Genomic DNA, 13,702 nt, shown 5'->3' with positions numbered 1-13,702 from the left:
GATAATATGCACGTTGTAAAAGTTGGTGGCTCAATACTTAAGGGCAGTGATGATCTGGCCCTTATAAGAAACAAAATAGAGGCCTGTGAAAAATGCATTATTGTCACTTCCGCCATGCGGAACGTGACGAATAATCTAATAGAAGCTATTAATACAAGGAACACAGGTATTATTGACACAATTTTTACAAGGCATATGGAGCTTATGAATAACTTCTATGATAAAGATTCATATTTCAATTTATTAGCATTTAAGAATGATGTGCTTAACAATCTCTTGCGTCCTGATACGCCTGAAAACCGTGATTTAATCCTGTCATACGGAGAAAAAATGGCCGTTATGGTATTATATTCATATCTAAAGCACCACGGCCTTGATGTTGATTATTATATAGAGCCATTTATAGTAACAGATGATAATTTTGGTGATGCCTCATGTCTTTATAAATATACGGAGGAAAATTTAAAAAACATGGAGTTTAAACATAAAATAACTATAGTACCTGGATTTACCGGAAAAACCCTTTCAGGAAAGGTTACAACCCTTGGCCGGGGTGGCAGTGATTACACTGCTGTATTGCTTGGCAGATTTCTACATTGCAGTGTCAGATTAATAACTGATGTTCCAGGCATAATGACATATGACCCCAAGGTCTTTCCCGACGCAAGAACATTGCCAGAGGTGTCAATTAAAGAGGCCATAAAAATGTCCTATGTGGGGGTTAAAAATTTTAATTATAAAACATTCAGTCCTGCAATAGATTCAGATATAGAGATAACAATAGAAAGCCTTTATGAGGAGGGTAAAACAGTAATAACACATAATGAAATAAAAACAATAAAATGCATAGCATTAACAGGTACATACGGGAATAAAAATATGCTGGTATTTATAGGCCATGGCCTTTCTGAGGTTGACACAAGCTCGCAGATATTAAATGCCATAGGTAAAACCCATTTATATCACCTTGACGACACATCATTATCAGTAATAATGGATGAGGATCTTGAGAAAAATAAAAGATATCTTTCAGAGGTTCCATTATGGACAAAATAAAGGTATCAATACTTGGATCAACCGGTGTTGTTGGTCAGAAAATGTTAAGAATACTTGAAAATCACCCATACATAGATGTTGTTAACCTCTCGGCATCAAGATCAAAGATCGGAAAAAAATATTCAGAATCAGTGGCATGGGTTGAACCCGGGGATATACCAGAAAGGTTCAGGGATATGAAAATGGTTTCAACAGACCCGGAGGACCATAAAAATGTGGATTATGTTTTATCAGCACTCCCGCCTGAGGTTGCAGAGGATATAGAGATAAAATTGATAAAAAACGGAATTAATGTAATATCAAATGCGTCTCCATTTAGAATGGCAGAGAACATACCATTAATTAATCCTGAATTAAATTATCAGCATCTGGAACTGCTTGAAAAAATGGATACAAAATTTGTGAAAAACCCAAACTGCACATCCACTATAATGTCCATGCCCATGGTTGAGGTTTTAAGGCATGATTACAAAAAAATTACACTGTCGACACTTCAGGCAGTCAGCGGTGCCGGATTCACCGGCCTTTCATATATGTCCATAGATGATAATATAATACCGTATATACATGGGGAGGAGGAAAAAATACCTGCAGAAATATCAAAAATGTTTGGCTTTGTAAGCAATAATAAAATAATAAACAGGGAACTTAACATGTATGTAACATCTGTTAGGGTGCCTGTTAAGGTTGGGCATATGGGCATAATGAATATTGAATTTAACGATGATATTGATATTGAAAACTTTAAAAATTCATTAAGGAATTTCACACCACTAAAAAAATTTAAAAATCTTTACACTGCACCCAAAAACCCTGTTATTATACATGATGAGGAAAACAGGCCGCAGCATAAGATGGATCTAAGCAATGGTATGGAAATACATGTTGGCAGGCTGGAATATAAAAATAAAAACCTGCGCATGGTAATACTCGGTGATAATCTTGTCAGGGGTGCAGCAGGTATAACGGTGCTCACACTTGAAACAATGAATGAAATGGGTGTTGCATAAAATTTAATAAAAATTTTATAAATAATTTAATAATTCTCCAAGGTTATTTATCACAGCAAAGGCATTTTCATTTAATATTTTATCATCAGAATTAATTGAAAGAAATCTATCAGTGGAGACAAGCATTGAGTAATCACCGGCAGAATCACCAACTGACAAAGTTTCCTTTTTATCTATTCCACTGGCCCTTATAATTTTATTTATAACTATATCCTTTCTGTCCGGGATTACACTAATCCTTCCGGCAGGGATTATATATCCATTATCATCAGTTAGTATTTCATTTGCATATATATAATTAATTCCATATTTTGCCCCTATTTTTTCAGCAAGCCATGAAATTCCACCGGACACTATTGCTGTTTTTACAGACATCTTCCTTAAGGATGACATTACATTGTCAAAGCAATTCCTTATTTTTATCTCATCAAGTATGTTTATTATGGTCGATTTTTTAATTTTACCAAACTTTGCCATCCACATTTTAATATCCAGCTCGAAGAACTCATCATATGAAATTTTTCCATCCATGTACATTTTATAATTCTGGGAATTGTCAACACCAAGCCTGGAATGCACATAATGCCAGCTGCTCTTCTCCCTTGTAATCACACCATCCATATCAAAAAATACCATTTTTGTTTTCATACTAATATGTCCTTGAAAACATTGATAATTTTCCATCCCTTCCGCATACTATGCATTTTCCTGATGTTTTATCATTGTAAATATTGCCAAGTGCAGCCTTTTCGGTAAGCGCCTCTATCTTATCAGAGCATTCTTTTGATCCGCACCAGTAGGCCCTAACCATATATTCATTTTTCATGTCATCAATGGATTTTGCCATGTGGATGTTATCATTAAAAAATTTTAATGAATGACTCTTAATATCATCATTTACTGTTTTAAGATAATTTTCAACATCCCTAAGGTTCTGTCTTGATATCTTAATCTTCTTCTTCTGTGTTCTAAGTGATAATGTTATCATATTTTCATTATATTCCCTGCTGCCAATCTCAATTCTTAGTGGAACGCCCTTCATTTCCCAATCATTATACTTGTATCCAGGTGTATAATCGCGTTCATCAATATCAACCCTGTAACCCATATTCTTCAGGTCATCCATTATTGTTCTGGAGTATTCAAGGATTTTATCATATATTTCACCGGGAATTGGCACTATAATTATCTGAACAGGTGCAATCCTGTATGGAAGTATTAAACCCTTATCGTCACCGTGAATTCCAATAACTGCTGCAAGCAATCTTTCACTAAGTCCGAACGTTGTCTGTGAAACATATTTAAGATCGCCATTCTCATCAAGATATTTAATATTGTAATTTCTGGCAAAGTTTTCGCCATACTCGTGAATTGTGCCAACCTGCAAGGACCTGTATCCCGGCATTGGCGTATCAAAGGCTATTGAATATTTTGCACCGGGAAATTTATCCCATTCAGGCCTTACATCCAGTGAATATTCAAGGCATAGTTCTGATGCAATTTTTTTCCATATATCAAGATATTCATTCATCTGTTTTTCAGCATCATTATAATCTTTATGCGCGGTATGTGCCTCATAAAAATGTATTTCCCTGACACGTATAAATGCCCTTGTGTGCTTTGTTTCATACCTGTAAACACTAACTATCTGATAAATTTTAAATGGCAAATCAGTATGTGACCTTATCCATAAAGGAAACATTGTATACATTGCGGATTCACTGGTTGGTCTCAGGGCCAGATCCACATCAAGTGTGTCCTTACCACCCTTTGTAACCCAGTAAATTTCATTTTCAAATCCCTTAACATGCTCGAATTCAACCTCAAGCTGCTTTCTGGATATAAGTACTGGAAAGCTTACCTCCTGGAATTTTTTTTCATCTGAATATTTTCTAATGATATCATCAATTAAATGCATTATTTTTAGCCCATAGGGCATCCATATATTCATTCCCTTAATTTCATACCTTTTATCGGTAAGCCCGGCGAGCTCAATAATTTCATTGTACCATTCACTGAAATTCTCTTTTTTGTTTTCCATTTTACCTGTTATAATTTATGATTATATATTGTTTTTGTGCAGTTTTAATCCTGTTATTATAAAAATGGTAAATAAAAAATATTTATGTTAATAATTTATATCAACATTCTTTGTTTCTATGCCATGCACATACCACGTTGCCGCACCTACAGCACCAAGACCCCAGAGGAATACATTCAGGAGTATAAACTGTGAAAGGCTGAAGGAACTTGTGGCATAAACAAGAATTGGATAAACAATCATTGGGCCAAGCCTTACCGTGCCTATAAAGGTTCCGCGCATTTTTGTTGGAAATAATTCAGGTTCAAGGGTGGTTCTGGAAGCCCATCCAAACTCGCTCATCATCATATTTATGAACAGTAACGGAAAGAATACATATAAATTCCTAAGATATGGCACAAGGATGTATATTAAAACTGTGCTTGCAAAGCCAATAGAATATGAGTAAAGTGTAAAAAATTTCCTTCCAGATGAAATCAGTGGTGCTGCTATAAATCCGGCTGCAGAGGCACCAACAAGTGCAACAAAAATAATCATGTTATCGGTGTATGCCCCCGGGAATTCATATGGGCCAATAATATACGCCATAAGTCCAAATGTGGTATATTGGGATATTGCAATGGATAATAGAACAAAAAAGCTTAACCTGTAGGATGGTTTTTTCTGTTTTATCCCTTCAGTATCTATATAAAGCTCCGATTTCTGCATTTCGGATTCCCTTTCCATGCCACGGGATTCAAGCCATTTATATGATTCTGGAAGCCTTATTCTTGCGAAAACCATTATTATTATTAAGACTGCTGCGGAGCTTAATAAAATAATCCTGTCATATAAAGTATTTGAGGTTATCAGGAACATACCCGCAATTAATGCGCTTCCAATATTGTCAAAATCAGCTATTATTGTAAGCCATTTGGCACGTTGTGATACAGGGGAATCCTCAGATATAAGGGATAATGAAGGTATTTCCTCACCACCAACTCCAAACTCGGCTATCATTAAACCTATGGCAAGTGGAATAAATGTATAGCTTAATGAAATTATTACTATTCCAGCACTGTATAGTACCATTGTTATTATGAATATTTTTTTCCTTCCAAGTATGTCCGACAGAATCCCCATTAAGAAGTTGCCGAATGGAACAAATATTGGCCCAATCAAAAGCACGAATACCTTAAGCGATTTTGGAAGAACACCAATGATTGACCCTGAGGCTGCCAGTGGTCCTAATGTGCCGACAATCCCCCAAAATGTTAACCCAGACGAGCTGGAAAGAAGCATGTATTTCTGCTTCTGGGTTAACATAAATTCCACCATTTTTTAAAATACACAACCATAGCCATCTCCCTCCGCCGGTTCTGACCGGATCAGGTTCCACGGGTCGATCCCAATCCTCTCAGCCAATTTAATGGCTCCCCGGTAAAAAATAAATATATATATAATATATAAATGTTTCCAATATTAATTAATTATGCCATACCCCTTAATTCAGGGATTTTAAAATTGTAATTATTTTTTATTGAAAAATTCATTAATTTTTTTTCTTGTCTCTCCAGACGAAAATAGGAGGCCAAATAATGATGCCTCGTAATCCATGTCAATGTTAATTGAATTCATAAATGATTTATTTACAGCCCTTTTTGCAAATATAACAGTTTCTATAGGTTTTTTGGCAATCATGCTGGCAATCCTTAACGCCTCATTGTGTGCATCATCTGATATAATGTCAACAAGGCCAAAATTATAAGCTGTCTGTGCATCTATTTTCTCTCCGGTCAGTATCATGTAAAGTGCCCGGTTTCTGCCTATGACATGGGGAAGTATTACATTGCCACCGGCACCTGCGTTTACACCGATGTTTATTTCAGGCTGGCCCAGCTGGGCATTTTTACTGCACACCCTTATATCAGTGGATAATGAAAGTTCAAGGCCGCCACCAAGCACATAGCCATTTAAAACAGATATAACAGGAACATTATAATCTCTAAAATAAAATGCAAGTTCGTTTAATTTTCTATGGAAGGAATATGCATCAATTGGGTTTAAATCCCTGAACTGTTTTATATCTGCACCAGCTGAAAAATTCCTTTTACCCTCAATTATAACACACCTTGCGGTATCCTTTACCTCCTCCATGGCATTTTTTATATCATTGACCATGTCCAAGGTAAGGGTATTAAGCTTTTCCTCACGTTTAAAATAAATTATGGAAACATCGCCTGATACCAAATCTATGTTGTTATACATGAATATTTATAGCAAGAGTTACTTATATATTTTTTTATCAGGTCAATAAAAATGCATATTAACCAGATATTAATAATCGCATGTGGATTGCAGTAAAACGGCTATTGTATGTGCATCAATAAGCGGTATTAGGGTTGCAGATATAATTAATAATCACATGCATGCTAACGTTTATGTTCCATGCAGGTTAAAATATCCTGGGGATTTTCATTGTTATGATGATATTAAAAAGGAAATAAAATCCATATTCAATAATTATGATTGCATTATTATGGTTATGGCACTTGGTGCTGCCATAAGAATTATTGCGCCATTTTTAAGGAGTAAGTTTAACGATCCAAGAATCATATCTGTGGATGATAATGGAAAATTTTCAATCAGCATGATATCCGGACATCGCGGCGCAAATGACCTTGCATTATATGTTTCCGGCCTGCTTGGAGGTGAGGCAGTAATTACAACAGCATCAGAGATTTCCGGTGTAATGTCTCCGGAGGTTATTGCATATAAATACGGAATGAAAATAATGAATAAATCAAGAATTAAATATGTAACCTCTGAAATAATAAATAATGGCGGTTTTAGGCTAATAAACAGAACAGGCATCCATATAAACATTTCTGGGTCTGGGGGGAAAAATTACGGGATTATAATCACATATATTAAGGAGAAAAGCACAAATTTTGTCGTTATGGTTCCAAAAGTTCTTGTAATAGGAATAGGCTTCTCAACGTATGCAAATTTTAATTCACTTAAGGACCATATTAAATTTGTTTTTAAGCAAAAAGGATTTTATATTTCATCGGTTTATGCCATTGCAACAATAGATATAAAGTCAGATAACGATGATATTAAAAAAATTGCAAAATGGCTTAATGCCAGAATTTTCTTCTTTGATAATAATACATTAAATAAATATTCTTCCTACAGGTCTGAAACAGTTTATAAGTATACCGGTGCCTATTCTGTTGCCAATGCCGCCGCAAGGGCGGCATCAAATAATGGCAATGAGATTATACGTGCAGAAAAGTTTAAGGATGCTGTAATATCGGTGTTTGAATATGAAAATAAATAGCATTATTGTGGCTGCACCATCCAGTGGGTCTGGTAAAACAACCGTTTCAATGGGATTAATATACGCACTTAAAAAACTGGGATACAGCGTAAAGGCATTTAAAATTGGCCCGGATTATATTGATTCCGGATACCAGTCATTTGTTTCAGGAAATCCATCAGATAATCTGGATTCATGGATGGGATCAAGATCCATTGTAAGGGACATTTTTTTCAGGAAATCACAGGGTTATGATATTTCCATAATAGAGGGCGTCATGGGGCTCTATGATGGCAAGGATTATAATTCAATACGTGGCAGCACAGCCGAAATAGCTTCAATACTAAAAATTCCTGTTATTATTGTTATAGATATATCATCAATGGCCAGAACTGCAGCGTCAATCATAAACGGACTTAAATCCCAGGCCAGGGGTTTCAGGATAGCCGGGGTAATCTTAAACAGGGCGGGAAGTGATTATCACTGCTTAATTGTTAAAAAGGCAATAGAGTCATTATCAAATGTAAAGGTTCTTGGATGTATTAAAAAAAATAATGATTTAAGTTTAAGTTCAAGGCATCTGGGGCTTATTCCATATATAGAGGGTTACAGGAATAAGGATTATCTGGAATCACTTGGCAATGAAATTATAAAATCTGTGGATTTAAATTCTGTTCTTTCAATATCTAAAAAATCTCATTCAGGTAATTATAATGTAAAAGAAAGAAAGAACAGAAATATTAAAGTCTCCATAGGCGTGGCATATGACCGCGCGTTTAATTTTTATTATGATGAAAATCTAAAACTGCTTGAGCATTATGGTGCAGAAATAAAATATTTTAGCCCCATGGAGTCAGAAAATATCCCAGACGTGGATGGTATTTACATAGGCGGCGGATTCCCTGAGGTTTATGCCAGCGATCTGGAAAAAAATAAAACTGTATTAAAGGAAATTAAAAAGCTTGGTAATGATGGCATGCCAATTTTTGCAGAATGTGGAGGCTACATGTATTTATCAAAGTCAATAGAATATAATAATCAGAGGCATTTCATGGCCGGCATAATAGACTCTGATATTTATATGGATAAACTTGTTCTTGGATACCGCACTGTTGAATCATTATCGGACAACATACTCTTTAAAAAGGGTTATAAAATACGGGGTCATGAATTCCACTATTCAAAAATAAAATACAATGTGGAAAATAATTATGCCTATAATACCAGTTCAGGTCCGGATGGCTTTTATACCGAAAATATTCTGGCAGGATATTCACACCTTTACTTCCCGTCAAATAAAAAAATTCCTGAAAGATTTGTATCATCGTGCCATAAATATCATAAAAGGTAATAAGATCAGGACATTACCTGATCTATTGTAAGCATGTTAATTTGAACGTCCGTATTTAATTCTTTAAGCAGATTCCCTGTAAGTATGCCCACAACAGTATCTGATGCGTCAAGAAACCCCTTTTCCCGAAGTTTTTTAACACCTGCAAGTGATGTTGCCGATGCTGATTCGCAGCCAATACCCGCACGGTCTATAATTTTCTTTGCCTCAAGTATTTCAGCATCGCTTACCCTTTCAACAATGCCATGTGAGAATTCTATGGACCTTTTTGCCTTAATATAATTCACCGGATTTCCTATTTTTATGGCACTTGCAACCGTTTCCGCCCTTACGGGGTGAAGTGTTTCCTCATGGTTGTTTATGTAATTGTAGAACGGGCTTGCCCCCTCGGCCTGCACCGCTATAAGCCTTGGAACATAATCTATCATATCCATTTCCCTCATTTCTATGAGTGCCTTCCCAAATGCTGATGTGTTCCCAAGATTTCCTGCAGGAAATGATATAAAATCAGGCCTCATTTTTTCCATTATTTCATATATGATTGTCTTCTGGCCCTCAATTCTCCATGGATTAAGGGAGTTCAAAACATAAAAATCAGATCTTTTTTTTAGTGTTTCCCGGAGGTTGGACATGGCAGTATCAAAATCACCATCTATGTTTACTATGTTTGCACCATAAGAATATGCCTGAAGCAGTTTATTTTTTGATATCTTTTTGCTTGGTATAAACACATAGCTGTCTATTCCGGCATATGCGCTGTAGCTTGCTGCAGATGCGGATGTATTGCCTGTTGAGGCGCATAATGTTTTTTTAAAGCCCTGCCTTATTGCCTCAGAAACTGCAACTGTCATACCACGGTCCTTAAATGAACCTGTTGGATTTTCACCCTCATGTTTCATATAAATATTTTTAATTCCCGAGTATTCGGATAATTTCAGATGGTGATAGATATTTGTATCGCCCTCCATTTTTGTAATAATTTGATTGTTATTAAGCCCGGGGTGAACAATTTCTTTATATTTCCAGACACCTTTCATGGACGTTATTTTAAAATTTGTAATATCTCTCTGGATAACATCTAGAATATTACCACATTTATCACAAATATAGCTATTTCTATCAATTTGATACTCACTGCCGCAAACAGGGCATTTTAATATAGAATATGGCATCTAAGGGTTAATATTTATAAATATAAAATAGTTTTGCATTGCTATTAATATTATCTATTTAAATGCTTAAAATATTCAAATTTAAACGGGCCAGAATACCCTTGCAAGCTCAACTATAACTGCCATGGCAATTGCTATGTATATTATAAGCTTTGGATCAAGAGCTGGACCCTTAATCTCCTCCTCATTAAAGTAACGTATTAAACCTGCCCCAGACTGAAAATTTTCATTCTGGTTATCCTTAGCCATAGTTTTATAAGTAATTGATGGGATTTAAATTTTTCTAATTTAATTTTTAGTGTTTCAAAAATTCCTTGAAATTACCTCGGGTGGACCTGCAACTTTTAGAAACACGGGGTTTGCATTAAAGTTTTTCGCCTCATCAGCCACCTTATTCATATTTTTCTTTTCAACAGCCACAAATACATTGGTACCACCGGTTACTATATATGCGTTCCAGAAGTTATTCTTCAGCTCCTTTACACGTTCAATGAAATTTTTCATTTCTCCTGTTATAATATGGACACCAACATCGTTTAAAAGTCTGTGGTAATCATTAGTATCATTCTCTGCCAGTTCAAAGATCTTTTTTATATCCCTTTCCTGAGCCAATTTCTCAAGTTCCTTTGCCTTTTTTTCAGAATTTTTTACCCTCTCCGGGTATTCTGGATGTTTAATTATATTTTTATGTATAACATCCGACGGTTGCCTATTATCACTGAAGTGGCATCCCACAATAACATAATCATCAAATGCATCTGCATCCAGAATATGGTCTGTGAGTGATTCCTTTCCATTTGCATGATTAATTGTTAGTCCTCCATATAGGCTTCTGCCTGCACTTTCTGATATTTTTTGCAGATCATTTTCGAATGTAAATATGTTTATATTGTATTCAAAAATGGATTCTATGCATATACCTATGGCCGCAGCGCCGGCATCCGAACTCCCACTCAGAACATTAACATTCTCTGATATAAATGATATATTCATATCATCATCCTCACCGGCACGCATTAAAATCTCATGTTTGTACTTATCTATTACCCTAAATGGTGATCTTTCAGAATTCACATCAATATCCTTGCCATTTACGATTCCCTTTTTATTTTTTGATATATATAAATCAGTTTTAACATATATTTCATTATTTAGTCCGGTATAGGCTATTCCGGCTGTAGTATGCAATGGCAGTCTGTTTATTTCATCTGAAACGCCACCCAGAAGTATTATGCCTATTGTTGGATATGCCCTTGCCTCAACATATTTTGTATCCATGCGACCTAATTGTCTTCAAATTTAAAGTATTTTCGTAATATATTTTTAAATTTTATTTAAATCAGTTCTTTGTTGAAATTATTACTGATATTATGATTAATGCAAAGCCAATGTACTGAACAGGTTTTAAAAAAATATCTAAAAACGCTGATGATGTAATGGCGGCCATAAATGGCTCCATCGTCGCAGCGATGGATGTTTTTGTGGAGCTTATTTTTTCTCTGGATGAAATTACCAGCCAGAAAGAAAGTGCAGTGCCAATAATCCCAATAAAGAGAATAAGTGAAATAACACCAATAAATTCCGCTTTTATATACGAATCGAACAAATACATTTTATTTAATGAAAATGGAAGCGTCACTATTCCACCAATTAAAAGTGCATAGCCTATTGATGAGCTGCTACCATTTTTTGAGATTACATTACCGGACATTATTATGTATGCTGCAGCAGTTACAGCTGAGATCATTCCAAAAATAATACCGTAAATATTAATTAAAATATTTTTATCGCTAAATGGAAAACCAGAAATAAGTTCAATTAAACCAAATATTGCAAAGGCCGTCGAAATAATTATATATCTATCAACCCGAATAATTTTTTTAAAAATTTCATAAATGAAAATAATTGGCAGAAAAAGGTACTGTATAAGCGTTGCTGTTGCTGCATTTGTATATTTTATTGTTTCAATATATGAAATCTGTACGGGCATAAGACCGGCGAAGGTAAATACCAGAAAATTTTTTACATCCTTCCTTGGTATCCCTGCCCTGAATATTATTATAATAAAAATGCCACCTATTAACATGCGTAGCGATGACAATAATATGGCGCTGAAATGGTACCTTATGAATAATGCAGATGAGGCCGTGCCCGAGAATCCCCAGAAAGAGGATCCAACCAATGCGTAAAGAAACCATTTCCCAGTTTTGCTGGACATACCGGTCAATTTCAACAATATATAAAAACTATTATTATGTCCATGTTCATTATTTTTTTAATATTTACAGAAATTATTATAATTTTTAAAACAAATATTTATATAAAGATATAAGTTTTATATTTATGGGAAAACTTTTGGGCTTAATCGCCGGTGGTATCGGTGTGGTCATGCTTTCATATTATATGGTATCACCGCTTTACTCACCACTGATAAACCTTCTGGGTCCATATCTTGGATATGGTCTCCCACTATTATTGGGCATCATTGGTCTCCTCGCAGGAAATCCCATACATTATTATGCAATAATGATAAGCTGGATTATAATAGGCATTATTGTTGGAATCAGCACAAGAAAAGGGCTCAGGGCCATGGGCACATCCATTTTATTGTATTCTTTAACATTTTCCTTTATGATCCTTGTGCTTATATCAGTTCTTGACATAACATCATATACCTCTGCAATTCCTGATATAACAGGCAGGGTGGAGAGAATATTATCCATATTACCAAATATGATTCCATACAATGTTAATTTAATAGATATAAAGAATGAACCCCTAATTTCAACAATTTACAGCATAATTATTGCAGCAATAGGAAAAAATAATGCTGTGGCTTTAAATCCAGAAACAAGCATTTATGGTTCCTCAGGCATTTTTAACTACTCACTTGTATATCCTATTATAATTAATATTATAGAGAACCTGGCAATTGTTATTCTGGTTTCAGGTGTTATCGCCTCACTGTTTAAAAAAAGGCATAAAGGGATGGCCAGGGCTGAGGCCATAATTGTGGTAATTATAACATTAATTGTTATCTCATCATTTTTTGTAATTCCTGCCGGTATAAACCATGCAAATACAGAGGCAAATTCGGCTAATAATCTAAATAATGTGGGTATTCAGGCATCTATTAACATTATTACAGAGAATGGATCATTAATAAACACGGTGATTCTTGCCCAGAACAGTACTAATATTAATTCAAATATTATTCTTGCAGCATCCATATTAAGCAATAATCTTACATACATCTCAAATTCTATAGTACATCTGCCAATATCAGGGAACCTTAAAAAATTATTATCAATGGTACCATCAGGGCTTTTTGTTGTTGTTTCCAAAAATAATTATACTTTAGGCTCTGATGGAACCTCAGGGATCCTAAAAAACTCTGGAATTATCAATCCGCAGTTACTGCTTGCATACAATTATTCAAAATATAAATTATATGTTTATGGTCAGGATATCAATGAATCAAAATATATTAAAAATGTTATTAATAACTACAATTCTAATTTATCAATGTATAATATAATAAAAAAATATGATTCAGAAAATTTCAGGTCATCAGCCTTGATATATGGTTATGGCAATTATTCCCTACTTTTGGGTGGGAATAAAACCAGTGATAATGAAAGGTTTTTGGCCGGACTATTTGAAAATCCCAGTGTATTCCATTCCTCCGGTAAATATCATAAAATAAATATGTCAGATATAATTGGTTATAATTCCACAATTAATTTTAATGGGACTGTATCTGCCATTGGT

Annotated in this window: 13 protein-coding genes and 1 riboswitch; of the genes, 5 read left to right on the top strand and 8 right to left on the bottom strand. The window is 34.8% G+C overall.

All coding sequences use genetic code 11. The features are described from left to right. Window positions 1-6: 6 nt before the first annotated feature. Together QXW15_RS05370 and asd are read left to right on the top strand one after the other, a co-directional pair. Window positions 7-1,056 carry an aspartate kinase gene (locus QXW15_RS05370; RefSeq protein ID WP_052656682.1) on the top strand — a complete coding sequence of 350 codons (1,050 nt, stop codon included), beginning with the start codon at window positions 7-9 and terminating at the stop codon, window positions 1,054-1,056. Next, a complete protein-coding gene (gene asd / locus QXW15_RS05365) occupies window positions 1,041-2,066 on the top strand; it encodes an aspartate-semialdehyde dehydrogenase (RefSeq protein WP_048101132.1) in 1,026 nt (341 codons plus the stop codon). The genes QXW15_RS05370 and asd overlap by 16 nt, the downstream gene beginning before the upstream one ends. Window positions 2,067-2,081: 15 nt before the next feature. Here the strand turns inward: asd and QXW15_RS05360 are convergent, their stop codons facing one another. The 4 genes from QXW15_RS05360 to QXW15_RS05345 all read right to left on the bottom strand — a co-directional run bounded on the left by QXW15_RS05360 (window position 2,082) and on the right by QXW15_RS05345 (window position 6,354). After that, window positions 2,082-2,714, bottom strand: coding sequence for an HAD-IB family phosphatase (locus QXW15_RS05360; protein WP_054963887.1), 633 nt, complete (start codon window positions 2,712-2,714; stop codon window positions 2,082-2,084). Between the two features lies 1 nt (window position 2,715). Next, window positions 2,716-4,107: a proline--tRNA ligase gene (gene proS / locus QXW15_RS05355; protein ID WP_048101133.1), complete on the bottom strand. Its 1,392-nt coding sequence runs from the start codon at window positions 4,105-4,107 to the stop codon at window positions 2,716-2,718. Window positions 4,108-4,194: 87 nt separating this feature from the next. Beyond that, complete coding sequence (locus QXW15_RS05350; RefSeq protein ID WP_048101360.1) at window positions 4,195-5,412, bottom strand: MFS transporter; 1,218 nt, start codon at window positions 5,410-5,412, stop codon at window positions 4,195-4,197. Window positions 5,413-5,434: 22 nt separating this feature from the next. Continuing rightward, window positions 5,435-5,536, bottom strand: a riboswitch (TPP riboswitch). Between the two features lie 80 nt (window positions 5,537-5,616). Next, window positions 5,617-6,354 carry an enoyl-CoA hydratase/isomerase family protein gene (locus QXW15_RS05345; protein ID WP_048101134.1) on the bottom strand — a complete coding sequence of 246 codons (738 nt, stop codon included), beginning with the start codon at window positions 6,352-6,354 and terminating at the stop codon, window positions 5,617-5,619. Between the two features lie 82 nt (window positions 6,355-6,436). Between QXW15_RS05345 and QXW15_RS05340 the strand changes: the two genes are divergently transcribed. Both QXW15_RS05340 and QXW15_RS05335 read left to right on the top strand, forming a co-directional pair. Then, window positions 6,437-7,429, top strand: coding sequence for a cobalt-precorrin 5A hydrolase (locus QXW15_RS05340; protein WP_048101135.1), 993 nt, complete (start codon window positions 6,437-6,439; stop codon window positions 7,427-7,429). Next, window positions 7,416-8,759, top strand: a complete 1,344-nt coding sequence (locus tag QXW15_RS05335) for a cobyrinate a,c-diamide synthase (RefSeq protein ID WP_048101136.1) — start codon at window positions 7,416-7,418, stop codon at window positions 8,757-8,759. The genes QXW15_RS05340 and QXW15_RS05335 overlap by 14 nt, the downstream gene beginning before the upstream one ends. A 5-nt stretch (window positions 8,760-8,764) precedes the next feature. On the opposite strand, the gene thrC is transcribed toward QXW15_RS05335, so the two are convergent. From thrC to QXW15_RS05315, 4 genes are all read right to left on the bottom strand, one after another. Beyond that, window positions 8,765-9,796: a threonine synthase gene (gene thrC / locus QXW15_RS05330; RefSeq protein WP_309221629.1), complete on the bottom strand. Its 1,032-nt coding sequence runs from the start codon at window positions 9,794-9,796 to the stop codon at window positions 8,765-8,767. Window positions 9,797-10,012: 216 nt separating this feature from the next. Further along, complete coding sequence (locus tag QXW15_RS05325) at window positions 10,013-10,180, bottom strand: preprotein translocase subunit Sec61beta (protein ID WP_048101138.1); 168 nt, start codon at window positions 10,178-10,180, stop codon at window positions 10,013-10,015. A gap of 54 nt (window positions 10,181-10,234) precedes the next feature. Then, window positions 10,235-11,209, bottom strand: a complete 975-nt coding sequence (locus QXW15_RS05320; protein WP_048101139.1) for a mevalonate-3-kinase — start codon at window positions 11,207-11,209, stop codon at window positions 10,235-10,237. Window positions 11,210-11,270: 61 nt separating this feature from the next. After that, window positions 11,271-12,149, bottom strand: coding sequence for a DMT family transporter (locus QXW15_RS05315; RefSeq protein ID WP_048101140.1), 879 nt, complete (start codon window positions 12,147-12,149; stop codon window positions 11,271-11,273). Window positions 12,150-12,274: 125 nt separating this feature from the next. Between QXW15_RS05315 and QXW15_RS05310 the strand changes: the two genes are divergently transcribed. Beyond that, the coding region (locus QXW15_RS05310; RefSeq protein ID WP_342790088.1) for a hypothetical protein at window positions 12,275-13,702 on the top strand (1,428 nt) is incomplete at its 3' end.

The sequence above is a fragment of the Acidiplasma sp. genome, from assembly GCF_038728925.1.
In the GTDB taxonomy this organism is placed as follows: Archaea; Thermoplasmatota; Thermoplasmata; order Thermoplasmatales; family Thermoplasmataceae; genus Acidiplasma; species Acidiplasma aeolicum.
Note: the sequence above shows the minus strand (reverse complement) of the source record. Positions and strands in the feature narration are given on the sequence as shown.

Excerpts from the sequence above, each read along its gene's own strand:
- QXW15_RS05320 (WP_048101139.1), bottom strand. The coding sequence starts at position 11,209 with ATGGATACAAAATATGTTGAGGCAAGGGCATATCCAACAATAGGCATA.
- QXW15_RS05360 (WP_054963887.1), bottom strand. The coding sequence starts at position 2,714 with ATGAAAACAAAAATGGTATTTTTTGATATGGATGGTGTGATTACAAGG.
- QXW15_RS05350 (WP_048101360.1), bottom strand. The coding sequence starts at position 5,412 with ATGTTAACCCAGAAGCAGAAATACATGCTTCTTTCCAGCTCGTCTGGG.
- proS (WP_048101133.1), bottom strand. The coding sequence starts at position 4,107 with ATGGAAAACAAAAAAGAGAATTTCAGTGAATGGTACAATGAAATTATT.
- QXW15_RS05335 (WP_048101136.1), top strand. The coding sequence starts at position 7,416 with ATGAAAATAAATAGCATTATTGTGGCTGCACCATCCAGTGGGTCTGGT.
- QXW15_RS05315 (WP_048101140.1), bottom strand. The coding sequence starts at position 12,149 with ATGTCCAGCAAAACTGGGAAATGGTTTCTTTACGCATTGGTTGGATCC.
- QXW15_RS05325 (WP_048101138.1), bottom strand. The coding sequence starts at position 10,180 with ATGGCTAAGGATAACCAGAATGAAAATTTTCAGTCTGGGGCAGGTTTA.
- thrC (WP_309221629.1), bottom strand. The coding sequence starts at position 9,796 with ATGAAAGGTGTCTGGAAATATAAAGAAATTGTTCACCCCGGGCTTAAT.
- QXW15_RS05345 (WP_048101134.1), bottom strand. The coding sequence starts at position 6,354 with ATGTATAACAACATAGATTTGGTATCAGGCGATGTTTCCATAATTTAT.
- QXW15_RS05370 (WP_052656682.1), top strand. The coding sequence starts at position 7 with ATGCACGTTGTAAAAGTTGGTGGCTCAATACTTAAGGGCAGTGATGAT.